This is a genomic window from Chlorobium sp. (assembly GCF_021740465.1).
In the GTDB taxonomy this organism is placed as follows: Bacteria; Bacteroidota; Chlorobiia; order Chlorobiales; family Chlorobiaceae; genus Chlorobium.
Window position 1 is genome coordinate 21,540 of sequence record NZ_JAIOZR010000007.1, and the last position, 24,997, is coordinate 46,536.

Sequence of the window (24,997 nt, forward strand, 5' to 3'; positions counted from 1 at the left end):
GAAATTAACGCACTGCGGACGTTTCCGAACCAAGAACTCTCGAGGCAACCATAACAAGAGGATCAGACTGCATGATGTAAACCCTGATCTGCCCTTCAGCTCCGAACATACGATGGGCAAGCCTTGCCTTTACTGCGAGGGCGATGTTCTTCCGCTCCTGAATGAAGGCCTGCTTCTTGAATGTAATCTTTTTTTCCGCGCAGACTTTCATGACAAGCGCCTCAAGACGGCTTTCCCCGGTGTAATCGCTGATAAAACGCTCGAGCGATTTCCGGTGCTTCTGGACGCTGCTTGCCGGATCGTCAAGAATCCGCTGTGCAAGATACTCAAATGAGCCTGTAGCGTAAAGCTCCTGGTAAAAATCCGCATAAGGCCTGCCGCTGACCCAGTAGTCGGGAATAATTCCGCCGGCATCCCTGAGCAGATCATACTGTCCTTTCTGCAGGACTTTACCGTTTTCGGGGCGAGAAAGAACTCCGGGGAGAGAACCGGTGCGGTAAACGGATATATCGCTGTTTTTAAGATAAAGGTAACTCTCCGGTGCAGCAAACAGTTTCATCGGCTGCAGATTGACCATGGCGTCCTTGTAATAAAGATCCCGTCCGTCGCCACCTTTACGGTAGGTTCTCTGAATCTGCCGACCGGAAGGGGTGTAGTACCTCGATACGGTCAGGCGCATGGCCGAGCCATCCTTGAACTCGAACTGCCGCTGCACAAGCCCCTTGCCGAATGTCAGCTCGCCGATAATCACAGCGCGCTTGTTGTCCTGCAGGGCACCGGCAAGAATTTCCGAAGCGGAAGCACTTCCCTTATCGACCAGTACTGCAACCTTGCCCTTCTCGAAACCATCTCCGGATTTCGCCTCGTAACGGGCGTCTTCAACCGCATTCTTGGCGCTTTTGGTATAAACGACAAGTTGATTCTTGTGCAGAAACTCGTCAGCCACTTCGACGGCCTGTTCGAGAAATCCGCCCGGGTTTCCACGCAGATCGATCACGAGATTTTTCATGCCCTGCTTTTTCAGTAAAGCAAGCGCCTTGCGGAACTCGCCGGCCGTTGTTGCGACAAACCGGCTCAGACGTATATATCCGGTTCCATCCTTGAGAACAAAGACGGCATCAATACTCGATGTTGAAATCCGCTCCCTTGTGACAAGAAAATCCATAAGCTTTCCGCTGAGAGGGCGGAACACCTTCAGTTTTACCGTTGTTCCCCTTTTACCCCTGAGCTTGCGCAATACCTCCTGATGCGTTATACCTATGGCCGAAACCGAATCGATGGCAACAATCCGGTCACCTGCGGCCATACCTACAGCAGCGCTTGGCCCCCCTGAAAGTGGGGTAACGACAAGAAGGGTATCGTTAATAACGTCGAACTCGATACCGATACCGTCAAAATTGCCGTCGAACTCCGCCTGCGAAAAGGAAACCTCCTCGGGCTCGAGATAAACCGAATGAGGATCAAGCGACTCAACCATTCCCTTGATGCCTGCTCCAGCAAGGCTGTCGGCCTGCACCTCATCGACATACAGATCCCGTATCAGACTGTATGCATCAACCATTTTTCTCTCGGAGCCTTTGCCCTCCTGTTCACCCCTGTTCAGTCTGGTACCGAGAAAGACGCCGAAGGCAAGAACAACGACCATTACGATAACGGTTAAAATGCGGGACATGTGAGCCGGGATTGATTTAAGCGAAAAGCCGCTTCATTCTTTTTGATATGCATTTTACCGATCACGGAACAAAAACGCAAAAAAACATTCCAAACCCGTCCCCCTCTCCTCCGGATCCGCAAGGGACTTCAATCAACCGCACCCCGATCGATTCGGAATTATCGGTCAGCATCAAAAGCATATTCCTGACAGTAAACAAAATCCTGAAAGGACAAGACAACGATAACAATCGAAAGCTGTCGTGATTTTTCAGATGCTATAAATTAATAACAAAAAAAAGAAAATTAGATCGATCAATGAATCCATATAAAAAACAGAATCAATAATAAACCGAACACAAGAAAATTTTATATCCGATAATAATATATCAACAGATGATATTATTTAAAAGATTTTACAAAATCATCAAAACCATAAAATTCAATAAATACACACATAAATAGAAAAATAAAAAACATTTATAACAGCATAAAAGAATTATCAGACAAATTAGCCTATTTTCTTTTTTTTAAATATATTATATTGTTTTTGCTAAAAAATTATTTATATTGTTTACCTAAAAAATAAAATGATATATAACATTATACACACCACCATAAACAAGACATACGATACAGGTAACCGTCTACTTATAAAAAAGTTATGGTTCATGTTTATAAAGTCAAAAACCATATAATAAAAAAGTTAAAAAGCAAAAATAAGAGCACCTATCTTATTATAATCTCTATATTTATTGGAAATACACAATGTAATAAGCAATGTGTTTATCTTTTTTTTAAGAATCGATAAACAACAGAAAAAACCAGAATTGAAAAAGTTATTCCAACTCGATTAAGGAGGGTCTGAAAGTGATTTTTTGGACGGATTTATTCCGGCTTGGGGGAGGGGTTACATGCCACAATAAGTTCAAGCTCGACGCTTGCATCGAGGGGTAATTCAGCGACGCCAACAGCACTTCTCACGTGCCTTCCCTTCTCTCCGAAAAACTCAACCAGAAGGGAAGATGCCCCGTTGGCGACAAGGTGCTGACCGGAAAAATACGATTCGCTCGCAACGTAGACCGTAAGCTTGACGATCCGCTCAACGGCATCAAGCGATCCGATCAGGAATTTAACGGCTGAAAGAGCGTTGAGAAGAGCTGCTCCGGCAGCTGTTGCCGCATCTTGCTGGTTGATTTCATTGACTTTTCCCTTGCCCCCGGGCTCTACAAGCCTGCCGTCTTTCAGCGGAAGCTGACCGGAAGTGTAGACCATATCGCCCTGCCTGAGCGCAGGCAGATAAAACCCGGCAGGAACGGCCGGCAGAGGAAGGCTGAAGCCTGCACGAACAATGTTATCTTCAATATGCGACATGGGGAGGGATCGTTATATTGCAAAAAAATAAAGAATGCTCGCTGCAGCAAAGGGTAAGGGAACCCCGGGCATTCCTGATATGTTACATCAAATCCTTCTTTTTAGCAATACCGGCTGTTGATAGGGAGCCTGTGTTGTGATATTTTACATCAAAAACACGCTATCTATCCGTAAAATGAGCATAAACGCCCCTGCAATACTGCCGCGTCTCTGCATAATCAGCAGCGGCACCGATCAGGATGGTTCAGGCCTGCTGATACGGCGGCAGATACGGCTGCTCCGCCCTTCCCTTCCCTGCCTGTTGCAGATAAGGGAAAAACATCTCGATGGAGCGACGCTTTTCAGGCTGAGCCTTGCCGTAAAAACCGAAGCTGCAGGAAGAAATGCGTCTGTTTCCCTTAATGAACGTGCAGATATAGCTGCAGCGGCAGCCCTTGACGGAGTTCACCTGAGGGAATCGTCATCGCCCCCTGATAAACTCAGATCCTTTACCGGCAACATGATCATAGGAAAAAGCGCTCACTCTCTGGAATCTGCCCTGAACGCCGCACAATCCGGTGTGGATTACCTGATATTCGGGCCTGTTTTCGATACCCCTTCCAAGCGACAGTACGGAGCTCCCCTGGGTTCCGGCACCCTTCGAGCCGTCTGCCGCTCCGTATCGATCCCGGTATTCGCCATTGGTGGCATTACGCCGGAAAATGCAAGGCTCTGTCTGGCGGAAGGCGCTTACGGAGTTGCCGCTCTCTCACTGTTTACCGATACCGGAACGTTACCGGAATTACTGAAAACCTTTGAAAAAATGCTTGTCTCATGATCCCTTCCGCACCGTTTCTCTGTTATGTTACCGAGGAGTCCCCCTCTCCGGTCACTCTCGTCCGCGAAGTTCTTGAAGGCGGGGCGTCGATGATCCAGCTGCGCCATAAATCCGCATCCGGAGATCAGCTTTACCAGTGGGCAATTGCAGTACAGGCACTCTGCAGGGAATACAACGCCTTATTTATCGTCAACGACAGGCTGGATATAGCCCTGGCGATGAATGCAGACGGTGTACATCTGGGTCAGGAGGATCTCCCTGCCGCAGCGGCACGGAAACTGCTTGGCCCGAAAAAAATCATGGGCATTTCGGCCTCTACCTATGAAGAGGCTCTGCGTGCAGAAAAAGACGGGGCTGATTATGTAGGGTTCGGCCATATCTTTGAGACCTCTTCGAAAGAAAAACACTGTCGCCCGCTCGGGCCTGAATCCATAGCCGCCGTAAAGACAGCAGTCGGTATTCCGATTGTTGCCATCGGGGGCATAAACAGAAACAACGCCGCACTTACGATCACTTCGGGAGCCTCTGGAATCGCCGTTATTGCCGCCATAAGCAGGGCTCCTGAACCTGAACGTGAAGCTCGGGAGCTGGTGAACCTTCTTCAACACCGTCAATAAACCGAAGTGCGATATAAAACCGTTCTCACCATCGCAGGTTCTGACGGCAGCGGCGGAGCCGGAATACAGGCGGACCTGAAAACCTTCGCCGCTCTGGATTGCTACGGAGTTTCCGTCATAACGGCCGTCACCGCACAGAATACCCTTGGCGTTGCCGACTGCTTCGAAATGCCCGTATCGAACATAAAAGTCCAGCTGGAGACGATTCTCGGCGACATACCTGTCGATGCCGTGAAAATCGGCATGCTGGGAAGCGTGGCCATCATCAGAACGGTGGCCGGAATGCTGAAAAAAATCGAAGCTCCCGTCGTACTCGACACCGTTCTGCAATCGTCCAGCGGAAGGGAGCTGCTCAAACGCAATGCCCTGCCGGTCTTGATCGAAGAACTGTTCCCTCTTGCGCGCCTGATTACGCCGAACATTCCCGAAAGCGCGCTCCTTCTGGGAGAAAAGAGGCTACCTTCAACCGAAAAGGAGATAGAGCAAACCGCTCGAATGCTGCAGCAGATGGGAGCATCTTCGGTGCTTGTAAAGGGGGGACATCAGAAAGGAGATCGATGCAGCGACTGCCTGATCAGCAACAACCGGATCAGCTGGTTCAGCACGGAAAAAATCACAACCCGCAACACCCACGGCACCGGCTGTACGCTATCTTCGGCTGTCGCGGCCTTTCTTGCCGGCGGTATGCCGCTGGAATCAGCTGTGGAAAAGGCTAAAGCCTACACGTTCGAGGCAATCAGGGCAGGAGCCGCCTTCCAGCTTGGAAAAGGAAGCGGCCCGCTGCATCACTGTTACAGGTTCTGGAAATGAAACCGCTCAGCTTACGCCCCTCGGACGCCTGCCGATGGAGTAGTAGGTAAAGCCCGACTGTTCCATGAAGTCTGGATTATAGATGTTCCTGCCGTCGAAAATCACCGGTTCCTTGAGTTCCCTCTTGATCATTTCGAAATCGGGGCTGCGGAACATAAGCCATTCAGTCAGGATGGCAAGCGCATCGGCACCGGCAACCGCATCATCGGGGCTCGACGCATAGAAAAGGCCATCCCTCTGGCCGTAAATTCTTTTCGCTTCTTCAATGGCCACAGGATCGTAAACCCTTACGGTTGCGCCCGCCTCCCAGAGGTCCTGCATCACGCGCCGACTGGGTGCCTCACGCATATCATCGGTGTTGGGTTTGAAGGCAAGCCCCCAGAGCGCAATGATGAGGCCTTTGAGGTTGCCGTTGAAATGCTCCCTGATCTTTCCGACGATGCTGCTTTTCTGGTCGTTGTTGACCGCCTCGACAGCCTGCAGAATTCTCGAATCGTAACCGTGTTTGCGGGCGGTACGTTCGAGCGCCTGTACATCTTTAGGAAAACAGGAGCCTCCATAGCCGACGCCTGGATAGATAAACGAAAATCCGATCCGGGAATCCGATCCGATGCCTCTTCTTACCTCTTCCACATCGGCACCGACACGCTCGGCGATGTTGGCGATCTCGTTCATAAAGCTGATTTTGGTGGCAAGCATGGAATTTGCCGCATACTTGGTCAGCTCTGCCGAGCGGATGTCCATCGCGATAAAGCGCTCGTGGCTCCGGTTGAACGGCGAATAGAGAAAACGCAGAAGCTCCCTTGTGCGGGGATTGTCGACTCCCACGACGATTCTTTCAGGTTTCATGAAATCGTTGACGGCATCTCCCTCCTTGAGGAACTCCGGATTGGAAACCACATCGAAATCGATGCCGGCATTGCGCTCGTTGAGTACGGAAAGCACTTTTTCTCGCACCAGATCGGCGGTACCTACCGGAACGGTAGATTTGTTGATGATAATGCGGTACTCCTGCATATGGGTACCAATACTTTCCGCAACGCTCAGAACATGTCGGAGATCGGCCGAACCATCCTCATCGGGAGGCGTTCCGACGGCAATGAACTGGTAGAGACCGAATTCGACACCTTCAAGAATGTCCGACGTGAATTTTAGACGGCCCTTCCGGCTGTTTTCATGAACGATGGTATCGAGTCCGGGTTCGTAAATGGGTATTTCGCCGTTCTTCAGACGGTCGATTTTTGTCTGGTCTATATCGACGCACAGCACCTCGTTACCAACCTCGGCAAAACAAGCTCCGGTGACAAGACCTACATAACCGGAACCGAATATCGTGATTTTCATCAGTTATCTTATTTAATTCAAGTAAGTTAAAACTCAAGGGGCTTACCCTCATTCAAAAACGACAACGAGACAGCGAGACTTTTTCCAGAACTCGTTTTCGTCGCGGATCAACAGAAGGGATGAGGTAGTGCCTCCGGCAAGCTCATACGATCCTGTTGTATGCGGTGTGATGATTTTAAGGCTTTTCAGCGGCTTGTTGAAAAAGATATCTCTCGTTTCGGTAATATCGAGCTTTTTGAACAGCTCTACGTTGAAGTCCGGGGAGATACGGTACTGATTGCCGAAAAACTTCTCCAGCGCATTGATTTTTACAAGAACACCCCTGGAAACAAGCTCCTCGAATGTGCCGGTGATATAGTATGCCGTATAGAGCTGATCGCCCTGCTCCTGAATGAAATCGTCAAGCACATCTACCGTCTTCATCAGGGAGGTCACCTCGCTGCTGAGCCGCTGAACCTGCCCTTTAAGCTTCTTTACCTCCGTGTCCCTGTCGTGGATGGCGGTTTTCATCTCGGAAGTCAGCTTGTCAAGCGATGCCACCCGGTACTGCGATTTCCTGTTCTCCTCTTCAAGCGTCGCAATAAGCGCCTTGCTTGCCGAAAGCGTCGAATCGATAAAACGGATACTTGCATAGATATCCCTTCCGATACGATCGGCATCCCTGCTGTCATGTTTTTCGATATCGGAGGAAAGACGTTCGACGACAGCCTCCTTCTGCTGTATTCTCACCAGATTCTTCTGTACCTGTGTCAGAATGGCCATCATCGATTCCATATGTTGCTGCTGCGGGTCCTCTTCAGGCTTTGCCGAACGGTCACATCCCGAAAGAAACAGCAAGAATGCCAGAAACGCCAGCAGTGCGGCCGGCCTGAACCCGTTATGCCTTACAGCCATTGAATCCATTGTTCAACCCCCTCTTTTGTGCCATACCATCTGGTATGCGGTGTAGGAAGATGCTCGACATGCGGAATGGTTACATTGCGCGCACCCTCAAGATAACAACTACCTGCGGGAACGATACCGTCTCCGGAAACCTGGCCGTCTTCGGCAACGCTTTTATAGAACATAAAACACATCTTTTCAACAACACTGCCCTGCAGATTGCCCGGATACTGGTCGCTCACGATAGAGACTACCTCTTTACGGGAAAAAAAGTCCCGGTCGAGATACCTGAAAATAAAATCCGTCTTGATTTTCGCATAGTGCTCATGGGTATGAAAGGGGGTTCCGAGCGTCACGAGCTTTCCGACAGACTCACCTGGATGATAGATATCCCCCTGAAAAGGTTTTTCAAGAAGATAGATCATGGCCACGGTACCTCCGCCGCTGTGCGCGACAATCGTGACCTTTTCTCCCGGAAATTGTTTCTGCAAAGCGCGCACCGAGCGGTCGATTGCCGCCATTACCCTGTTGGTTGAACGTTCAGGGGAAGGAGGAAAACCCACCCAGTCAAGAAAACTCACCGGAGCTATGGCGATTTTCTCTTTCGGCATGTATTCGGACAGTGCATCGCGCATCACCTCGTAGAGGCCGTCCCAGAAAAGCACTCCGGGGACAATAACAACCGGATTGGGTTGCGTCAGCGTCATGAGCGTTAACGTTTTATGAACAGATCATTCTCCTGCGGTTCCCGTTACGACCAGGTTTTCAGAAGATCGACGATCAGTCTCACGCCGAAACCTGTTCCCCCGGCGACTTTCGCGCCACCCTTGCCAGACGCGAATGACGGCCCGGCAATATCGATATGCGCCCACTTCTTGTGGCCGTCGGTAAATTTCTCGAGAAATTTGGCTGCGGTTACAGAACCTGCGCCTCTGGCGCCGAGATTGCTGACATCGGCGATATCCGACTTGATCATCTCGTCATACTCTTCCCAGAGCGGCATGCGCCACACTTTCTCTCCTGTACGCTGTCCCGCATCGTAGATATCCTCGGCAAGCTTGTCGCTGTTGCTGAAAAGTCCGGCAACGGAGTACCCGAGCGCAACGATGCACGCCCCTGTAAGGGTCGCCAGATCGATGATGATATCGGGGTTGTACTGTTTTTTTGCATAGGTGAGAGCATCGGCAAGAATAAGCCGGCCTTCTGCATCGGTATTTCCTACTTCCACCGTAATACCGGAATAGGTCGTGATGACATCACCGGGCTTCAGGGCGGAACCGCTCGGCATGTTGTCAGTAGCGGGAACAAGACCGATCACCCTTACCGGCAGCCTGAGGAGCGCCGCAGCTTCGAGCGCGCCGATAACGGCAGCTGCACCCGCCATATCGGATTTCATTTCCCCCATACCTTCCGAAGGTTTCAGGGAAATTCCTCCGGAATCGAAGGTGACGCCCTTGCCGACAAGCGCTATCGTCCGCGCTGCTTTGCCGGCGGGATTGTATTCCATCACGGTGAAGGTCGGCGGATGCAGGCTGCCCTTGTTCACCGCAAGCAGCCCCCCCATACCGAGAGCTTCGATCTCCTCCTTTCCGAATACCCTGACCTCATAGCCGCCCCTTGCGCCGGAATCCTGGGCTGCGCGGGAGATATCCTCGGCCTGGAGCATGTTTCCGGGAAGATTCACCAGATCTCTGGCCATATTCTGGCAGGAACCGGTAATCCGGCCTGCAGCGATACCCTCTTCAAGAGCGGCAAGCTGCGAGAAATCGGACCGCAGAACCAGTTCGGCAATCTCCTTCTTTTTATCGTCCCTGTCCTTCTTCTTTTTAAGCTTGTCGCTTTTCAGCCGGTCGAAACGGTAGGAACCTAAAATACCACCCTCTATGAACGCCGAAACCAGAGCCTGTATGGAGGATTTAGCTGATACCGCAAAGGTCTTTATGGCAGTCATATCTACCACAAGCGAACCGACCTTTATTTCGATGGCTTTTGCCGCAAGCATGGCCCCGGCCTTCCGATAATCCTCGATTTTCTTTCCCTCGCCTAACCCGAGCAGGGCGACCCTTTCGGCAGAGGCTTTTCCGGCACTCCCATAAAGCAATGCCACCTGGCCGTTTTCAGCCTTGAAATCTTCCATGACCCCGGCATCGAAGCCAAGGTCGGCGAGCAGTGCTGCACCGTTCTTTTTAAGTGAAGCGCTGGTAAAGGGAACGACAAGAAGAGCTGTACTGATTTTCCTGACCGGATCGGCTATAGCAGATATGTTCATAACAGAAATGTTCGTTTGTCTTTCAGTGTAATCAGGTATACTGGGCGATATCCTGCGTTTTCAGAAATGCCCTGACATCATCGGGTATGGCCTTGCGGGCTCTTTCAGCAGAATACTGCAAAAGACATCCTGCCGCATTCATATGCCCTCCTCCACCGTAACGCTTGGCCAGCTGGTTTACATAGATGGCGCCTCTCGAGCGAAAACTGGCCTTGATCCTTCCGTCATGCATCTCAACCATGAGGACGGCAATGAGCACCGAGGGCACACTTAAAAGATATTTAACGATCAGATCGGTATCAAAGAGTTTACTGCCTGTCGATTTCATCATCTCCTGTGAAATGAAAAGCGAAGCGATTTTTCCGTCGTCATGTATGGTGATGGCACTCAGTGAAGCACCCAGCAGTTTCAGCGCCTGCGGAGTCAGCGAGTTGTATACCCTGTCGTAGATTGCCGACGGATCGGCTCCCTTCTGAACGAGATCACCGGCGAGGCGATAGACATAGGGAGTACTCTTGGGAAACCTGAAAGATCCTGTATCGGTCATGACTGCCGTATAGAGCGCATCGGCAACCTGCGGCGTGATGAGCGACATACCCGTCTTTTCCTCGAGAGCCTTGATAAGATCGTAAACCAGTTCACCGGTGGAAGATGCATACTGCTCGCAGACCATCACATCGGCGAAATCCTCAGGATCGAGATGATGATCGATGCAGACTATTTTAAGAGCCCCGAGCTCCCGTGCGAACTGGACATGCGGTCGCAATGAACCAAGGCGGTCAGCGAGGTTCGCATCGAGCACGACAACGACATCGCTGAGAGAGAGTTCCTGAATTGCCTCCTCATCGCGATCATTGAAAAACGCGATATCTCCGGCCTGTTTCAGAAAAATATAATTGGGGGGAACCTCAGTGGGATTTACAATCGCCACATCCCGACCGAGCGCTCTGAGTACCAGTGAAAGGGCGACTTCACTGCCAAGACCGTCACCGTCGGAATTTTCATGAGTCGTCAGCACAAAATGCCGACCATCAAGCAAAACCTCAATAACAGGAGACCATTCCTTCAAATCAAGCTTACGCCCGTAACCCGGTAGTATCATCCGTTTCCTATAACTTTAACAAAAGAACTTAATCTATTACTTTTCCCTCTAAGGAAAAAATAAACAGCGGCTTTTGAACGGATGGCTTCAGGCCGGCTGAAAAACGATCTCTTCTCCGAAAAAAGAACCGAGGTGATTTTTATAGTTCGAAAACGCCTCTTTGCCTGCTGGTGTTATACTGTATATGGTCTGGGGCTTGCGTGCCTGAAACTCCTTGTCGCAGCTGATATAGCCTGCCGACTCCAGCTTCCGCATGTGTACACTCAGATTTCCGTCTGTCGCCCTTATCTGATCACGGATCTCAACGAACGAGGCCTGACGGGCTGCATGAAGGTAAGCCAGGGCAGCAAAACGTATCCGGGCATGAATTACCTTGTCGAGCAGTTGATGGTCATAGTTGACATCGTTTTCGTTTTTTGCACTCATGATAGACTGTATGGGCGAGTTTTTAGTAATATGTTTACGATTTTGAAATGATCTCCAGCCCGACGACAACACGAAAAAAGCCGGCAAATGCCATCTGAAGCTCACTGAAATCACTATACGTATTTACTTTTTTTTTCCAAAATCCCTTTAATCCTATTTCAGACTAAAAAAAACCTTTTTTACCGTTACAAACAAATCAATGCCGCACATCACCGGCAATAAGTTCAACCAGTACCATTTTCCCCTGTTTCATGCAATCCATACAGCCGATACATCAAAACATCAAGGACCTGACCAGAACCGGACTGAGAGCGGCTGTTTCAGCTCTCGACCAACCTGCATACCGGGCATCCCAGATCCACCAGTGGCTGTTCAGTCACCGCGCCGGCAACTTTGATGACATAACGATCCTGAGCCTTGCTCTGCGACGCCGGCTCTCCTCCATGTACACCGTCAGGACGGCCACCCTTGACGAACACAGGGAGGAGTCCGACAACGGCCAGGACATTCCGACAACGAAATTTCTGGTACGCATGCCGGACGGCCAATCCGTGGAATCGGTACTCATCCCCTCCGGCGACAGAATAACCGCATGCATTTCATCTCAGGCGGGCTGCCCGCTCAAATGCTCCTTCTGTGCAACAGGCCGGATGGGTTTCATAAGAAACCTCTCGCCCGGAGAGATAACCGATCAGGTGTTCCTGCTCAACGATTTTCTTGCGGAACGGTACGGCGAAGCGAAAAAAATAACCAATCTGGTATTCATGGGCATGGGAGAACCGCTGCTCAATATGACCAATGTTCTTGACGCAGTGCTTACCCTCACCGACCAGCACTACCGGTTCAGTCTGCCGCAACGCAAGATCACCCTCTCTACCGTTGGCCTGGTGCCTGAAATCGGGATTCTCGGCGACTCGTCGGTAAAAACGAAACTTGCAGTCTCGCTGCATGCCGCAATCCAGGAAAAACGCGAATCCTTGATGCCTGTCGCGCACGACTACCCTCTCGACGAACTGAAGCGGGCGCTCTCGGAATACAACAGAAAAACCGGACAGCCGGTGACCCTTGTTTATATGCTGCTCGACGGGATCAACGACAGCCCGGAAGACGCAAGGGCACTCGTCAAATTCGCAAAAAGCCTTTTCTGTAAAATTAATTTGATTGATTATAATGCAATCGTTAATATTAAGTTCAAGCCTGTTTATACCGGGACGAGAGAGCTCTTTATGCGCTCTCTTCTTGATTCGGGGCTTCAGGTAACTGTCAGAAAAAGTCAGGGAGCGACCATCGATGCCGCATGCGGTCAGCTTGCCGCAGGAGAACGGCCGCATATCCCGTAAGAACCGCATTAATTATCTAACCGGCTCAACAACCATGGATTTGACAGATTTCATTCCTTTCAAAACAGAGTTCGCCAAGGCTTATCACGGCTTGACCGGCAATGCCACGCACACTTCGGAAACGCCTGTTTTCAACGAACTGAAGGTTCGCAGGTATGAACTCCCCGCCCAGGAAGTATCGGATTTCATCGTCGACAAGATCGACCGGTGGGTGGGATGGAATTTCAAACATGAAAAAACGGCTGTCGGAGGCATGAGGGTTATCCGTGCCGAAGTGTTTTCCTTTGCCCTGCTCGGCATGAAAATCGATGTCACGTTCGGACTCCACGAAGAAAAGGATGTGAACGGCCGCCTGATCACCACCGTGAACGCCAAGGCACTGACGAATATCGAATCGAAAGGCGATCTCGGAGAAAGCCGCAGGGTCATAAGAATGCTGCTTGGAGCTCTGGATTTCGAATTCAGGAAAAAAATCATCAATGAGGATGACTACCTCTACCGTTCCGTAGATCCCAAAGGCGCAACCGCGGCTTTTCAGCAGATTTTCGACGAGGCAAGGTTGCAAAACCAGAAGAAACCGGATGGCTCGCCGAAAGCGAAGCCAATCGAATTCAAGAAGAAAAGCCCTGTTCAGTCCATACCGTTGAAAATGGGCTCAAAAAATGCTTCGGCCGAACCTGCAGCAGAAAAACCGGCCGAACAGAACGGAACCTCCTCAGCTGTGACCGAAACGGATAGCGCGGCATCCGAAGCAAAACCGTCCAAGCCGAAATTCACGATTATCACAAAAAAAACCATCTAAGCAGTTTTTGATGAGAATTATTTTACTGGGAGCTCCCGGAGCCGGAAAAGGAACACAGGCATACTATATATCAAAAGCTTTGAACATCCCCCAGATTTCAACTGGCGACATGCTCAGAGCTGCAGTCAAAGCAGAGACGCCCGTCGGTATTGAAGCCAAGAAGGTGATGGATGCCGGCCAGCTCGTTTCGGACGACATCATCCTTGCACTGGTAAAAGAACGCCTCGAACAGTCCGACTGCTCTAACGGATGTCTTTTCGACGGCTTTCCCCGTACGCTGGCGCAAGCGGAATCCCTGAAAAAAGACGGAATAACGATCAATCATGTCGTTGAAATCGATGTGGACGATACTGAAATCATCACCCGCATGAGCGGAAGACGGATCCACCCGGCTTCAGGCAGATCCTACCATATCCTCTTCAACCCTCCGAAACAGGCTGGCCTCGACGATGAAACCGGAGAGACCCTCGTACAGAGAGAGGACGACCAGGAAGAAACCGTAAAAAAACGGCTGGAAATCTACCACAGCCAGACTGCGCCGCTTATCGAATATTACAGCGGCTGGGCGATGAACGGAGAAGCGAATGCACCCAAATACCGGAAAGTGAAAGGAACCGGCAGCGTTGAGGAGATCAGGGACCGGATTCTGGGAGCGCTTTCATCCTGCTGAACAGAATGCAGGGTAAATCAGAACATAAAAAGTCAGAGCCCCGCCACTGACTTTTTCTTTACGCGCTATGCAGGCACTCCTCGTTATCGACAGGCTTTTCAGGGGCGAACCCGTGACGCTTCCGGTTCCGGTCGGCCTGGAACAGGAGATACGGCACGGGAGCATGGTGCTGGTGAATTCAGGAAACGGAAGGGATGCGCTTTACCCCGGATATGTTCTTGAACTCAACCCGGAAAACAGCGAACGGATCAGCGGACCGCTCATCGCCGACCTTCTCTACGGAGGAGAGCCTGTGCTGCGCAGAAACCAGATCCGGCTCGCACAATGGATGGCTGATTACTACCTCACCATGCCGCTCGATACGGTCATAGCCGCCCTTCCTGCAGCAATCCGAACCACAATCAACGACGTTGTCGAACTCAACAGCTTTGAGCTGAAACCTGCCGACCGAAAAACCGTCAGCACACCGCTCCGCCGCTCGATCCTGCAGCTGCTCGCGGATGAAAAAAAACTCACCCTGCGCCAGCTTCAGAAAAGACTCGGCAGAAAGCAGCTTTCCGGAACGCTCTCCGAACTGGAAAAAGGTGGCTATATCACGCTGAAAAAAAAATTCGCCACGACCAGGCCCAAGCAAAAAACTGCCTGGAGAATCGCCGCAAAGCCGCCTGGCGACCCTGAAGATATCCTGCGCAACGCGCCAAGGCAGCTCGAAGCCTTCAGGGCTCTTGAGGCACTCGGAGATCAGAACGGTTTTGCCGAAACTCTCGGGTTTTCTCCGGCAATCCTCAACGAACTGGTCAGAAAAGGCGTTGCCGACAAAACATCGGTCGATATAAGAAGCAATTTCAGGAACACCTATTCGGAAGCCCCCCAAAAACCGCAATCTCTTACCGACGCCCAGAGTGCAGCTCTCGACATTCTCGGCGAAGCCGTCCGGCAGGAGCGGTTCGGCGCATTCCTGCTGCATGGAGTGACCGGAAGCGGCAAAACCCTCATCTACATCGAACTGCTGAAAAAAGTGATTGCCGGCGGCAAAACAGCCATTGTTCTGGTTCCGGAAATATCCCTCACTCCCCAGACCGCAGGCCGTTTCCGCCACCATTTCCATGACGACATAACCATTCTGCACAGTGCCATGAGCGATCAGGAGAAATACGACGCATGGCACAGTCTCAGAAACGGCCGTACAAAAATTGCGCTCGGGGCGCGCTCGACCATTTTCGCCCCCCTCGACAACGTGGGAGCGATTATTGTCGATGAAGAACATGACGGCGCATACAAACAGGACCGGAACCCGCGCTACCATGCAAGGGACACCGCAGTCATGCGCGCCATGTTCGAAGGCGCCCTGTGCGTACTCGGCTCCGCGACACCGTCATTCGAATCGTACTACAACGCACGAAGCGGAAAATACCGGATGATCCGCCTTGCACAGAGAATCGACGGGGCCTCCATGCCGCTCGTCACCCTGATTTCGATGAGGGAAGCGCCAAGAGCGTCAGCTTCGATATCCGACCGGCTCTTCCGTGAAATCGGAAAGCGGATCGAAAAAAACGAACAGGTCATTCTGCTTCAGAACCGGAGGGGTTTTGCCGGAAGCGTTTTCTGCCTCGACTGCGGTCACACCCCCGTCTGCCGGCACTGTAATATTCCGCTGGTATACCACACCACCGGAATGCAGCTGCGATGTCACTACTGCGGCCATACCGAGCTTTTCACGGAAAAGTGCGGCAAGTGCGGCTCCGAAAACCTCTTCTACAAAAGCAGCGGCACGGAGCGCATCGAGGAGGAGCTGAAAACCCTTTTTCCCGAAGAGCACATCCTCCGCATGGACATCGACACCACCTCGACGAAAGGATCGCACGGCCGCATTCTGAAAGCGTTTCATGAAAAAAAATCCCGCATCCTGCTCGGCACGCAGATGGTTGCAAAAGGGCTCGATTTCCCCGACGTGACCCTCGTAGGGGTGCTGATGGCCGACATCGGACTGAACCTCCCCGACTTCAGGGCAGCCGAACGCATGTACTCCCTCCTGACCCAGGTTTCCGGCAGAGCCGGAAGATCCTCCATTGCAGGCGAGGTCTATCTTCAGGTCTACAAAAGCGAAAGCGAGGTATTCAGGGCCCTGCTGGAAGGGAGCTACGAAAAGTTCTTCGAGCGGGAAATGGCTCTGAGAACCATGCTCCGCTATCCCCCCGCCGCAAGGCTGGTTAAATTCGAATTCTCGTCGACGGACGAACGGAAAGCCGAAGAGGCGGCCCTCGCATTCAAAAAACAGCTCGAAGCTCACCTGCCTGCCGAAAAAGCCTTGCTGCTGGGCCCCGCACCGGCCGGGATCGCCAAACTGAAAGGGCGGTACCGCTTCCAGCTGCTTGCAAAAATTCTCGCAGGGAAACTCTCTCCCCCGTTCATACACAACCAGATTGATGCGCTCCACGCCCTCTACCGCACTGCAAGGCTCACGGTAACCATCGACGTCGATCCGCAGAATCTGATGTGAAATCAGTAGACAGTAGCCAGTATTCTGTATTCCGGATTTCCGCCTACTGTCTACTGACTCCTGACTACTGACTCCTGACTACCGCCAACCGCCTACTGACTCCTGACTACTGACTACCGCCTAGCGACTACTGTCTACTGTCTACTGTCTACTGTCTACTGTCTACTGTCTACTGTCTACCGACTACTGACTCCTGACTACTGACTACTGACTACTGACTACCGGATAGCTTGACTTCCGGGAAATTAGTATATTGCCTCTGCTTTGATAAACGCTTTAATAACAGCAGTATGAGTACCTTTTCCCTGAATCGGGAGTACACGAAAGCGCATCCGCTGCAGACCGCAGGAATCGTGCTCTTCCTTATCGGACGCTACATTTTCGCCATCTTTTTTCTCTACGGCTTCTGGCACAAACTTGTCCGGGGTTGGCTCTGGACCGACAAGATGTATGGTTTTTTCACAGAGCGGCTCTCGGCTCCCCCGCTCCTTAACGACTTTCAGACCTTCTATCTCGAACACTTCGCCATTCCGCTGGCCTTGCCGATAGCCTGGATCGTCACCATAGGAGAGATGATCATAGGGGTCTGCCTTGCTCTGGGACTTACCGTGCGTGCCAATGCTGCCTTTGCGCTTTTTCTGGTGCTGAATTTCGCGGCTGGAGGATTCTACAACCTCACCCTGCCACCCTTCATGATTTTTTCGGTGCTGATGATGATTCTGCCTTCCGGCCACTGGCTCGGCCTCGACAAAAAACTGCATGAACGCCACCCCGAGTCCATCTGGTTCAAATGAAGGACCCTGGTATCGACCTCTATTTCTGAATGGTAACCCTCATCCTGTCGCCCAGTTCGTTCGTAGGATGGACGACCACCCGGTCGCCATCCTCGAGCCCCTCCAGGACCTGGGCATGAAAGGCTCCGCGCATACCTATCCTGACGGGTTTCTCGACCGCCTTTCCGTGCTCGATCACAAACACCTTCCACTCCCCGGCACCCCTGAAAAGACTGCTTACCGGTACCTGAAGCACGTTTTCCGCCTTCCTGAGCACAATTCTGGCCTGAACACGGAAGTTGTCCCCGAGAAGGGGCTCATACTCCTGGAGAACCGCTACGATGTTCACCCGTTTCTCCTCGATGCCGAGCGCCGACACCTTGGTAAAGGCGGCCGGTTCAACGGTTTTGACCGTAGCCTTCAGCGATTTCCCCCCTCCCCACTCTTCGACGATCACGGAGTTGCCCGGCCTTACACTCACCGCATCCGATGAGAGCACATCGATGACTATTTCTATCGAGGAGGGGTCGCCGATATCGACAAGAGGAGAGCCGGCAGCGATCACCCGTTCGCTTTTTTCATGTATCCTGAGCACCTTTCCGTCAACCGGAGAGAGCACCTGCAGGGGTTTCCCCGCTGTTTCCCGGTCAACGAGTGCTTCCTGTGCCTCGAACGCAAAACGGGCCGACAGGGCAGCCGAACGGGCAGCAGCAGCCTCCTTGCGAAGCATTTCCGCCTCGTTGCCGGCCAGTTCGAACGCCTCCCTGGAAACCGCTCCTTCATTGTAGAGGTTCCGGTACCGCACCGAGCGGCGCTCCGCCTGCCGGAGATCCAGCGCAACGCGGCGTTCGCGCGCAACCGCTTCGTCGAAAACGGCCCTTGCCGATGCGGCACGTGCCGAAGCCTCGCGGTACTCCCTGGAATCGAGTTCCGGAGGAAGCAGTGCCGCCACCACATCCCCCCTGCTTACCCGATCCCCCTCTTCAAGGGTTATTCTCACCAGCCTTCCGGTAACCGGAGCCGCAACGACAAAGCGCTCATTCACCCTTGTAACGCCTTCGGCATCGAGGGTAACCTGCAGAGGCCCTTTGCTGACCCTGCCGAAATCAACCGGAAGCGGTGAGGGTCTGAACACAAAAAAGAGAACGAGTGCCGCAGCGGCAAGAGAGAGCGCCGCAATGCGCTGTGTTTTGGAAAGAACCTTCATGGCATTTACTCCCTGGTTTTCAGAACTTCGACAAGATCGAGAGCGACAAGACGCCGCCTGACGGCTACGGCAGAAACCGCAGAAACAATAACGACAACCGTAAAGGCGAAAAGAAAGTTATAGGCACTGAAAACAAGAGGAAGCCGGTAAAGTTCCGAACTGAGTCCGACGGCGAGCAGCGCCGAAAGCCCTATGCCTGTGAAAAAGCCGAGAGGAACGGCAAGAAGGGTCAGAAGTACCTGTTCTCCAAGCAGAATGAAGGAGATTTCACCCCTGGTCATCCCCAGCACCCTGAGGCTCGTAAGCTCACGCGCCCGTTCGGAAAGCGAAATCCGTGCGCCGTTGTAGATCACGGCAAAGGCAAGCACACAGGCAAATGATGTAAGAATAACGGTAGAGGTAGTCATGCTTTCGGCTATCAGCTCGTCGAAACTCTCCTTGAGCGCCTTGAGCATCATGATGCTGCCCACCCCGGGGGTATTCTTGAAATCGGAATAGAGTCGGGAAGTACTGGAGCTGTCGATACGCAGATAAGCGGCATTCAATGCGCCGCCGTCGCCGGCAAGCCTGTCGAGCGCCTCGATGTGCATATATGCGGAAAGTCCCAGAATCTCGTCGATCGTGCCGGCAACCTCCACTTCACGATGCAGCTGCCGACCCTGAAGAAACTCGATCTGCAGCTTGTCGCCCTGCCTGACGCCGAGAATATCGGCAAGCGTCGAAGTAAGCAGGATACCCGAGGAAGGCAGGCTGATCTGGCGGTTCATCTTGTCGACCAGCCGCTGCAGGCCTTCGCCGGACTGCAGTCCCTTGACCGACTGGCGGCGCATGCGGTGTCCGAAGCTCATTCTGACCGGCTCCTCCCGATAATACTCATGTTCGAGCACGCCGTCGAGCGAAGCCAGATTATAGGCCACTCCCGGCGGCATTGGATCGTTGAAAACAACTGTGACGTCTTCGCGATGCTTCTCGTTGAACTCGACAAGTATCATGCGGTCAACGGCATCGTAGGTGTAGCGTCCGGCAACGAGAATGGCTACGGCAAGCGAAATCATCACTACCGACAGGGCGGCTTTCAACGGTCGCCGCTCCAGGTTGCGTACGATAATCCTGACCGGAACGGATATCTTTTTCTGCAGCGAAGGTCGATCGAGAATACCCGGCCTGAAAAGTGCGGGAGAGTCCGGACGCATCGCTTCGGCAGGAGGCAGCAGCACCGCGCTGCGAACTGCGCCGAGCGCTCCGGCCAGGGCCGCGGCGAAACTCAGAAGCACCGAGAGGGCTACATCCTCGATCCGGAAAAGATAGACCAGTTCGGCGAAATTGTAGAAATCGGCATAGATGTTCATCAGCCCCCTTCCGAGCCACGCCCCGAGCACTGTTCCCGCAACGGCTCCCGCAGCCGTAGGGACCATGGCGAAACCGAGATAGTGCAGCCCGACCTCTTCATTCGAATACCCCATGGCCTTGAGCACGGCAATCTGGTCGCGCTGGGTCGCAACAATGCGGCGAAGCACGATGTTGAGCAAAAAAACCGCAACGGCAAGAAACACGGCAGGCAGAAAAGTGATCTGGATACCCACCTGCTTGATCTCATCGACAATGAAGCGGTCGGAAAGCTGCTCGCTCCGGCCGTAGGCACCCAGAGAACCGTAACGCCTGAAGATATTGTCGAGCTGCATGAGAACGTCCTTTTCGGAAGCTCCGTGCGCCAGCGTAAGGGAAAGATCGTTGAACGCACCGCTCATGTCAAGCGCCGATTCCAGAGCGCTCCGGCTCATCCAGAAGACCCCGAATCGCCGTTTGTCGGGAAAAAAAGCCCCGGGCTGAACCTCATAGATATATTCGGGCGAAAGCCCCATGCCGACAATCAGCAGCTGTTTTTTACGCCCGTTGATCACAGCACCTATCCGGTCGCCGGGAACGAGTCCGTTGGCTTCGAGAAATGGTTTGCTGGCAATTACCTCCTCCGGCTTGCCCGGCTCGATATAGCGTCCGCTCCTGATGAACAGATCGTTCAGTACCGGTGCCGTGCGATATTCGGGTATGGAAACAAGTCTGCCGGTCGCCGGTTCGTCAAGACCCGGCACATCGAGCGTCACATCGGCAACGATGCGTGAACTGACCGAAGCCACTCCGGGAATGCGGCTCACGCTTTCGCGGTAAAACTCCGGAGCGCGCTTGACCTGCAGAAAAACATCGGCAAACCGGTATCGGCTGTAATAGCGTTCGCGCGACGCTTCAAGCGAATATTTGACGCTGCTCATGGAGACGAACACGGAAATACCGCAGGCTACCACCGCAGCCACAGCGAGCATCTGGCCCTTCAGGTGCATCAGTTCCCGCAAAAGTTTTTTCCGGAGCAGGTTCATAATCGGCCTACCAGACGAGTTCGGAAGGAGTCAGGCGCACAAGGTTTCTGCGGTCTTCGGTAACTTCGCCGCTTCCCAGCCTTACCACCCGGTCTGCCATACCGGCAATCGAGGCGTTATGGGTAATGACCAGTGTCGTCGTGCCCAGTTCGCGGTTCACCTTTTCGATAACCTCGAGCACCAGCTTGCCTGTCTGGTAGTCGAGAGCGCCGGTAGGCTCATCGCAGAGCAGCAGTTCGGGGCGTTTTGCTACCGCTCTCGCTATGGCAACTCGCTGCTGCTCGCCTCCCGAAAGCTGAGCGGGAAAGTGGTTCAGACGACTGGAGAGCCCTACCAGCCGGAGAGCCTCGTCCGCAGGCATGGGATTATCGGCGATTTCGGTGACGAGCTGCACGTTCTCGAGGGCGGAAAGGCTGGAGATCAGGTTGTAGAACTGGAACACGAACCCGATGGAACGGCGGCGGTAAGCCGTCAGCTCGGCTTCGCTTGCCGCGGTGATTTCCTGTCCGTTAAAATAAAGCCTTCCCTCCGAGGGCACGTCAAGCCCTCCGATGATGTTGAGCAGGGTCGATTTACCGCTGCCGGAGGCCCCGAGCAGCACGGCAAGCTCACCGGAAAAAAACTCGATCGAAACATTTTTGAGTGCTTCGACCCTCACCTCTCCCATGAGATAGGTTTTCGACAGCCCGCTTATTTTAAGGACGGCCTGATGCGAATCGTTACCTGACGCATTGAGCTGCATGCAGCACCTTCCTCTTTTTCATGTGACATCCCGTTGACGCAAAAATGCTTCCGCTTCGAAACGGTTCGCCAGATAACCGTCTTTCCCTTTCAAACGGGCAGAAAGGGAACTGAACACATATGCGGGAATGAAAAAAGGACCCCAGCGCTCGTACTGCCGTACATGTATCAGTTCGTGGCTGCGCCACCGCTGGAGATCCTCCTCGCTGCAGCCGAGCACCACATGGCCGAGCGTCAGGGCAGCAGGCGTCCCGGCAAAGGGAATGCGCTCGAGCACCCATGCCGGCACCCTGCCGCTGATTTCCAGCACGCCCCGAATCCGTTTGACGGTACCGCCTGAAACAAGCGCAGGAGGAAGCAGCAGCAACCCGATAGCCGTATTGGGGAATGCCCAGAGATAACGCAAAACGGTAAAGAGTTTCATGGAAAATGATACATCATGATTATCCGTTGGAACCGCCAGCTATTCTATAACCCCCGATAAAAGCTGATCATTCCGGAAGAGGCCGTTGAATATTTGGCGAATTATCCCGTAATTTGGATCATGCAGTCGCCTCCACGAAAGGAAGGAGGCTTCGGGAACCGGCAGGAAAACAAAGGAAACCGCGTGAACATACTCTACATCTATCCGCACCCTGACGACGAATCGTTCGGTCCGGCCCAGGTTATGTCGTTCCAGAAAAGGCAGGGTCACGAGGTCCATCTTCTGACACTCACCAGGGGCGGAGCAACGAAACAGCGTCATAAATACGGCTATTCGATTGAAGAGATGGGCCGGATCCGCCACCGGGAGATGCTCTCGGTGGCCGAAGCACTCGGCCTGAGCGGCATGAGGGTACTCGACCTTCCCGACAGCGCTCTCAAGGAGATGGATCCGAGGGAGATCGAAAGGATAGTGGAACGGCAGATCGAATCTGTACAGCCGCAGGTTGTCGTAACCTATCCGGTGCACGGCATCAGCGGATTTCACGACCACCTGGTTACGCACTCCGTCGTCAAGAGAGTTTTTACCGCTATGAAGGAAAGGTGTTTGTGGCTCAAACGGCTTGCCTTCGTCACCCTCCGGGAGGAGGATGCCCTGAAAAGCCCTCATTTCAAACTGAGCGGCTCAACCCCGGAGGAGATCGACTGCATCGTAACCGCTGAAGAGTGCGACGTCAGAAGCAACCTGAACGCACTGGACTGTTACGCCACCTTTCAGGATACAATCGAAAAAACGGGAATAAAGGGTATGGTTGGCCTTCAGGCCGTATTCGAAATCTTTCAGGAGAACCACACTCCCCCGCTTGTCGACCTTTTCGAAGGGTTGTAAAGACATAAACCGGAAAATCCACGGCATTCGCAGGATATCCCGTGCAGCCCCGGAACTGCTGACCGGTGCCATTTTGCCGCAACGGGCTGACAAAGCTGCTGCAGGATTGGATGCTCACGAAAAAACCAGGATCTCTCATCACCTCCGAAAATGGGCAATTTTTCGTAACATTGTTTTTTTCAAACAGAAACACCTATGGACAGCAATCTTTACCTCATCGCTGCGGCTCTTGCCAGCGGCATTCTGGGTGGAGGAGGAATCGGCTTTCTCCTGAAAACCCGTAACGCCGGCGGTACCGGGCTGGTCGGCATTGAGGCCTCGACGGTTGCCGGACGAGGAGCCTTCGCACTCAAAAACATCAGGGAGGGGGCTACCGTCGAGCGGTGTCCGGCCCTTGAAGTAACCGACAGGGATGTCGGAGGCGAACTGCTCAACTACGTCTTTTACGGAAGCGATGAAAAGAAACGCCTGGTCGCCATGGGCAACGGCATGCTTTTCAACCACTCCTCCACCCCGAATGTGGCTTACTACCTCGAAGAAACCTCTCTCGGACCGGAGCTCGTCATTTATGCCCTGCGCAATATCGAACGGGGCGAAGAGCTGTTTTACAACTATGGAGACGATTGGTGGTCTACAAGACAATAAGCACGAAAGCAGCGTATATTGAAGTGTGAAGATATCCTGCAGCAACAGAAGGAGCGAAACCATGAAAAACAACACCGGTATATGGATTGACCACAGGGAAGCCGTTCTGGTTTCCGTTGAAGGCGAAAACGTCTCGGTGCAGTACCTGGAATCGGGTGCCGAAAGCCATTTCAAGCCATCCGGCGGCTGGAAGGCCGGAGGAACGAACGTAGCACAGTCGGTCGTGAAGGAAAAAAGCGCTGAAGAGAGCCGGATGCACCAGTACCACGCTTTTTTTCAGCAGATTATCGCCCTGCTCGCAGATTCCGATTCGATTGCTCTTTTCGGCCCTGGGGAAGCAAAAGTTGAACTGGCAAAAGAGATCCGCTCAAACCATGATCTCCAAAACAGAATCACCGCTGTGGAAACCTGTGAAAGGATGACCGAAAACCAGTTTACCGCCAAAGTCAAGGCATATTTCGCAGCCGGAAAGTAACGGATACGAGGCGCAAAACAACGGCACACTGCAAAAACGCTTCAGACCATCAGAAAAAGGCCGGACGGGCACGAAAACAGTTCGGCTTTTGCATGAGATCGGAGTGATGCATTCCTTGGCAGGAGGAAAAAGCGGAAATTGAGCGCAATAACGGCATGAAGCCCGGATCGCATCAGGCTGTGGAGCATTTTCATGCCGCATTGAGAAGACGGCTCAACTCCTCCGCCATCGATAGCTGTCGCTCTCCGAATGCCGCGATATTCCTTACAACCTCCTGCAGCGCTTCATCATCGGCCTCTGCGACAATTTCCGATGCCTGCTCTATGAGCCTTGCGCGAACATCAAGTATCTGCTCGAAGTAATCCTGGTAAATCTCCTTGCTTAACATTTCCGGCTCCGTTTTGCTTGTAATGACTTCTGTTTTTATAGTTTCAATTCCTGTGCCAAACGGATTATATGCCATAAACCCCTGAACAGGACAACACCGGAGTGAAAAGAAGTAGATAAAAACCGTCTTATATGATACAACCGACTTGTTCTGATACGACTGTATCAGTGCGCAATGGTGGCTGTCTGCTTGAAAAAAATGTTTTCGTAAACAAAAAAACCCCTCCGCAATGAGGGGCTTTTTTGTTGCTTTCAGTTCGCGAGAGCCTGTTTGAAAGCTCTTTCCTGACGGCAGGACTCTTCGTACATCGACTCAAGAATGACCGCTATCTGCCTGCGAGACTCCTCTTCGAGTCCTGAAAACTCCAGGGTACTCTTAACATGCTTTGCATAAAGGCCCATTGCGTTGAGGGAGTCCAGTATGTTTTTGTATTGCTGTGACATGGCTTGTGCATTTTAGGGGTTGGGGTTGCTTATCGCCT

General features: G+C 52.5%; 25 protein-coding genes. 11 read left to right on the forward strand and 14 right to left on the reverse strand.

Annotated elements, in window-relative coordinates:
- Window positions 1–4 precede the first annotated feature (4 nt).
- Window positions 5–1,672, reverse strand: a complete 1,668-nt coding sequence (locus tag K9G39_RS04785) for a S41 family peptidase (protein WP_292003796.1) — start codon at window positions 1,670–1,672, stop codon at window positions 5–7.
- 866 nt (window positions 1,673–2,538) lie between these two features.
- Entirely contained in the window at window positions 2,539–3,024 is a 486-nt protein-coding gene (locus K9G39_RS04790; protein ID WP_292003797.1) for a RidA family protein, read from the reverse strand.
- A gap of 175 nt (window positions 3,025–3,199) precedes the next feature.
- On the opposite strand from K9G39_RS04790, the gene K9G39_RS04795 reads away from it, so the two are divergent.
- From K9G39_RS04795 to thiD, 3 genes are read left to right on the forward strand one after another with little or no spacing between them, the layout of a single operon-like run.
- Complete coding sequence (locus K9G39_RS04795; RefSeq protein WP_292003798.1) at window positions 3,200–3,841, forward strand: thiamine phosphate synthase; 642 nt, start codon at window positions 3,200–3,202, stop codon at window positions 3,839–3,841.
- Complete coding sequence (gene thiE, locus K9G39_RS04800; RefSeq protein WP_292003799.1) at window positions 3,838–4,458, forward strand: thiamine phosphate synthase; 621 nt, start codon at window positions 3,838–3,840, stop codon at window positions 4,456–4,458. The genes K9G39_RS04795 and thiE overlap by 4 nt, the downstream gene beginning before the upstream one ends.
- A 6-nt stretch (window positions 4,459–4,464) precedes the next feature.
- The gene (gene thiD, locus K9G39_RS04805; protein WP_292003800.1) at window positions 4,465–5,268 is read left to right on the forward strand and encodes a bifunctional hydroxymethylpyrimidine kinase/phosphomethylpyrimidine kinase; all 804 of its coding nucleotides are present in this window, start codon (window positions 4,465–4,467) and stop codon (window positions 5,266–5,268) included.
- Between the two features lie 6 nt (window positions 5,269–5,274).
- Here the strand turns inward: thiD and K9G39_RS04810 are convergent, their stop codons facing one another.
- From K9G39_RS04810 to K9G39_RS04835, 6 genes are all read right to left on the reverse strand, one after another.
- Window positions 5,275–6,612 (reverse strand): UDP-glucose/GDP-mannose dehydrogenase family protein, encoded by a 1,338-nt coding sequence (locus K9G39_RS04810; RefSeq protein WP_292003801.1) that lies wholly within the window; start codon window positions 6,610–6,612, stop codon window positions 5,275–5,277.
- 48 nt (window positions 6,613–6,660) lie between these two features.
- A complete protein-coding gene (locus K9G39_RS04815; RefSeq protein WP_292003802.1) occupies window positions 6,661–7,515 on the reverse strand; it encodes a BLOC-1 subunit 2 family protein in 855 nt (284 codons plus the stop codon).
- The gene (locus K9G39_RS04820) at window positions 7,497–8,201 is read right to left on the reverse strand and encodes an alpha/beta hydrolase (protein WP_292003803.1); all 705 of its coding nucleotides are present in this window, start codon (window positions 8,199–8,201) and stop codon (window positions 7,497–7,499) included. The genes K9G39_RS04815 and K9G39_RS04820 overlap by 19 nt, the downstream gene beginning before the upstream one ends.
- Before the next feature lie 44 nt (window positions 8,202–8,245).
- Window positions 8,246–9,763, reverse strand: coding sequence for a leucyl aminopeptidase (locus K9G39_RS04825; protein WP_292003804.1), 1,518 nt, complete (start codon window positions 9,761–9,763; stop codon window positions 8,246–8,248).
- 31 nt (window positions 9,764–9,794) lie between these two features.
- Window positions 9,795–10,865, reverse strand: coding sequence for a bifunctional oligoribonuclease/PAP phosphatase NrnA (locus K9G39_RS04830; protein WP_292003805.1), 1,071 nt, complete (start codon window positions 10,863–10,865; stop codon window positions 9,795–9,797).
- An 87-nt stretch (window positions 10,866–10,952) separates the two neighbouring features.
- A complete protein-coding gene (locus K9G39_RS04835; RefSeq protein ID WP_292003806.1) occupies window positions 10,953–11,291 on the reverse strand; it encodes a transcriptional regulator in 339 nt (112 codons plus the stop codon).
- 251 nt (window positions 11,292–11,542) lie between these two features.
- On the opposite strand from K9G39_RS04835, the gene rlmN reads away from it, so the two are divergent.
- The 5 genes from rlmN (at window position 11,543) to K9G39_RS04860 (ending at window position 17,397) form a co-directional block, all read left to right on the forward strand.
- Window positions 11,543–12,631 carry a 23S rRNA (adenine(2503)-C(2))-methyltransferase RlmN gene (rlmN, locus tag K9G39_RS04840; RefSeq protein WP_292003807.1) on the forward strand — a complete coding sequence of 363 codons (1,089 nt, stop codon included), beginning with the start codon at window positions 11,543–11,545 and terminating at the stop codon, window positions 12,629–12,631.
- 34 nt (window positions 12,632–12,665) lie between these two features.
- Window positions 12,666–13,433, forward strand: a complete 768-nt coding sequence (locus K9G39_RS04845) for a hypothetical protein (protein ID WP_292003808.1) — start codon at window positions 12,666–12,668, stop codon at window positions 13,431–13,433.
- 10 nt (window positions 13,434–13,443) lie between these two features.
- Complete coding sequence (gene adk / locus K9G39_RS04850; protein ID WP_292003809.1) at window positions 13,444–14,103, forward strand: adenylate kinase; 660 nt, start codon at window positions 13,444–13,446, stop codon at window positions 14,101–14,103.
- Window positions 14,104–14,170: 67 nt separating this feature from the next.
- Window positions 14,171–16,603: a primosomal protein N' gene (gene priA, locus K9G39_RS04855; protein WP_292003810.1), complete on the forward strand. Its 2,433-nt coding sequence runs from the start codon at window positions 14,171–14,173 to the stop codon at window positions 16,601–16,603.
- A 290-nt stretch (window positions 16,604–16,893) separates the two neighbouring features.
- Window positions 16,894–17,397: a MauE/DoxX family redox-associated membrane protein gene (locus K9G39_RS04860; protein ID WP_292003811.1), complete on the forward strand. Its 504-nt coding sequence runs from the start codon at window positions 16,894–16,896 to the stop codon at window positions 17,395–17,397.
- Between the two features lie 19 nt (window positions 17,398–17,416).
- Here K9G39_RS04860 and K9G39_RS04865 read toward each other — a convergent pair whose 3' ends face one another.
- From K9G39_RS04865 to K9G39_RS04880, 4 genes are read right to left on the reverse strand one after another with little or no spacing between them, the layout of a single operon-like run.
- On the reverse strand, window positions 17,417–18,583 hold the full coding sequence (locus K9G39_RS04865; protein WP_292003812.1) for an efflux RND transporter periplasmic adaptor subunit: 1,167 nt from the start codon (window positions 18,581–18,583) through the stop codon (window positions 17,417–17,419).
- Between the two features lie 5 nt (window positions 18,584–18,588).
- Window positions 18,589–20,955, reverse strand: coding sequence for an FtsX-like permease family protein (locus tag K9G39_RS04870; protein ID WP_292003813.1), 2,367 nt, complete (start codon window positions 20,953–20,955; stop codon window positions 18,589–18,591).
- A gap of 7 nt (window positions 20,956–20,962) precedes the next feature.
- Window positions 20,963–21,697, reverse strand: coding sequence for an ABC transporter ATP-binding protein (locus K9G39_RS04875; protein ID WP_292003814.1), 735 nt, complete (start codon window positions 21,695–21,697; stop codon window positions 20,963–20,965).
- A gap of 18 nt (window positions 21,698–21,715) precedes the next feature.
- Window positions 21,716–22,120, reverse strand: a complete 405-nt coding sequence (locus K9G39_RS04880) for a hypothetical protein (RefSeq protein WP_292003815.1) — start codon at window positions 22,118–22,120, stop codon at window positions 21,716–21,718.
- Between the two features lie 183 nt (window positions 22,121–22,303).
- On the opposite strand from K9G39_RS04880, the gene K9G39_RS04885 reads away from it, so the two are divergent.
- The 3 genes from K9G39_RS04885 (at window position 22,304) to K9G39_RS04895 (ending at window position 24,128) form a co-directional block, all read left to right on the forward strand.
- A complete protein-coding gene (locus K9G39_RS04885; RefSeq protein ID WP_292003816.1) occupies window positions 22,304–23,008 on the forward strand; it encodes a PIG-L family deacetylase in 705 nt (234 codons plus the stop codon).
- A gap of 195 nt (window positions 23,009–23,203) precedes the next feature.
- Window positions 23,204–23,653, forward strand: a complete 450-nt coding sequence (locus K9G39_RS04890) for an SET domain-containing protein-lysine N-methyltransferase (protein ID WP_292003817.1) — start codon at window positions 23,204–23,206, stop codon at window positions 23,651–23,653.
- 61 nt (window positions 23,654–23,714) lie between these two features.
- Window positions 23,715–24,128, forward strand: a complete 414-nt coding sequence (locus K9G39_RS04895; RefSeq protein ID WP_292003818.1) for a hypothetical protein — start codon at window positions 23,715–23,717, stop codon at window positions 24,126–24,128.
- 190 nt (window positions 24,129–24,318) lie between these two features.
- Here K9G39_RS04895 and K9G39_RS04900 read toward each other — a convergent pair whose 3' ends face one another.
- Both K9G39_RS04900 and K9G39_RS04905 read right to left on the reverse strand, forming a co-directional pair.
- The gene (locus K9G39_RS04900; RefSeq protein ID WP_292003819.1) at window positions 24,319–24,516 is read right to left on the reverse strand and encodes a hypothetical protein; all 198 of its coding nucleotides are present in this window, start codon (window positions 24,514–24,516) and stop codon (window positions 24,319–24,321) included.
- Window positions 24,517–24,767: 251 nt separating this feature from the next.
- Window positions 24,768–24,959, reverse strand: a complete 192-nt coding sequence (locus K9G39_RS04905; RefSeq protein WP_292003820.1) for a hypothetical protein — start codon at window positions 24,957–24,959, stop codon at window positions 24,768–24,770.
- Between the last annotated feature and the right edge of the window lie 38 nt (window positions 24,960–24,997).

Excerpts from the sequence above, each read along its gene's own strand:
- K9G39_RS04785 (WP_292003796.1), bottom strand. The coding sequence starts at position 1,672 with ATGTCCCGCATTTTAACCGTTATCGTAATGGTCGTTGTTCTTGCCTTC.
- K9G39_RS04790 (WP_292003797.1), bottom strand. The coding sequence starts at position 3,024 with ATGTCGCATATTGAAGATAACATTGTTCGTGCAGGCTTCAGCCTTCCT.
- K9G39_RS04795 (WP_292003798.1), top strand. The coding sequence starts at position 3,200 with ATGAGCATAAACGCCCCTGCAATACTGCCGCGTCTCTGCATAATCAGC.
- thiE (WP_292003799.1), top strand. The coding sequence starts at position 3,838 with ATGATCCCTTCCGCACCGTTTCTCTGTTATGTTACCGAGGAGTCCCCC.
- K9G39_RS04810 (WP_292003801.1), bottom strand. The coding sequence starts at position 6,612 with ATGAAAATCACGATATTCGGTTCCGGTTATGTAGGTCTTGTCACCGGA.
- K9G39_RS04815 (WP_292003802.1), bottom strand. The coding sequence starts at position 7,515 with ATGGATTCAATGGCTGTAAGGCATAACGGGTTCAGGCCGGCCGCACTG.
- K9G39_RS04820 (WP_292003803.1), bottom strand. The coding sequence starts at position 8,201 with ATGACGCTGACGCAACCCAATCCGGTTGTTATTGTCCCCGGAGTGCTT.
- K9G39_RS04825 (WP_292003804.1), bottom strand. The coding sequence starts at position 9,763 with ATGAACATATCTGCTATAGCCGATCCGGTCAGGAAAATCAGTACAGCT.
- K9G39_RS04830 (WP_292003805.1), bottom strand. The coding sequence starts at position 10,865 with ATGATACTACCGGGTTACGGGCGTAAGCTTGATTTGAAGGAATGGTCT.
- K9G39_RS04835 (WP_292003806.1), bottom strand. The coding sequence starts at position 11,291 with ATGAGTGCAAAAAACGAAAACGATGTCAACTATGACCATCAACTGCTC.
- rlmN (WP_292003807.1), top strand. The coding sequence starts at position 11,543 with ATGCAATCCATACAGCCGATACATCAAAACATCAAGGACCTGACCAGA.
- K9G39_RS04845 (WP_292003808.1), top strand. The coding sequence starts at position 12,666 with ATGGATTTGACAGATTTCATTCCTTTCAAAACAGAGTTCGCCAAGGCT.
- adk (WP_292003809.1), top strand. The coding sequence starts at position 13,444 with ATGAGAATTATTTTACTGGGAGCTCCCGGAGCCGGAAAAGGAACACAG.
- priA (WP_292003810.1), top strand. The coding sequence starts at position 14,171 with ATGCAGGCACTCCTCGTTATCGACAGGCTTTTCAGGGGCGAACCCGTG.
- K9G39_RS04860 (WP_292003811.1), top strand. The coding sequence starts at position 16,894 with ATGAGTACCTTTTCCCTGAATCGGGAGTACACGAAAGCGCATCCGCTG.
- K9G39_RS04865 (WP_292003812.1), bottom strand. The coding sequence starts at position 18,583 with ATGAAGGTTCTTTCCAAAACACAGCGCATTGCGGCGCTCTCTCTTGCC.
- K9G39_RS04870 (WP_292003813.1), bottom strand. The coding sequence starts at position 20,955 with ATGAACCTGCTCCGGAAAAAACTTTTGCGGGAACTGATGCACCTGAAG.
- K9G39_RS04875 (WP_292003814.1), bottom strand. The coding sequence starts at position 21,697 with ATGCAGCTCAATGCGTCAGGTAACGATTCGCATCAGGCCGTCCTTAAA.
- K9G39_RS04880 (WP_292003815.1), bottom strand. The coding sequence starts at position 22,120 with ATGAAACTCTTTACCGTTTTGCGTTATCTCTGGGCATTCCCCAATACG.
- K9G39_RS04890 (WP_292003817.1), top strand. The coding sequence starts at position 23,204 with ATGGACAGCAATCTTTACCTCATCGCTGCGGCTCTTGCCAGCGGCATT.
- K9G39_RS04895 (WP_292003818.1), top strand. The coding sequence starts at position 23,715 with ATGAAAAACAACACCGGTATATGGATTGACCACAGGGAAGCCGTTCTG.
- K9G39_RS04900 (WP_292003819.1), bottom strand. The coding sequence starts at position 24,516 with ATGTTAAGCAAGGAGATTTACCAGGATTACTTCGAGCAGATACTTGAT.
- K9G39_RS04905 (WP_292003820.1), bottom strand. The coding sequence starts at position 24,959 with ATGTCACAGCAATACAAAAACATACTGGACTCCCTCAACGCAATGGGC.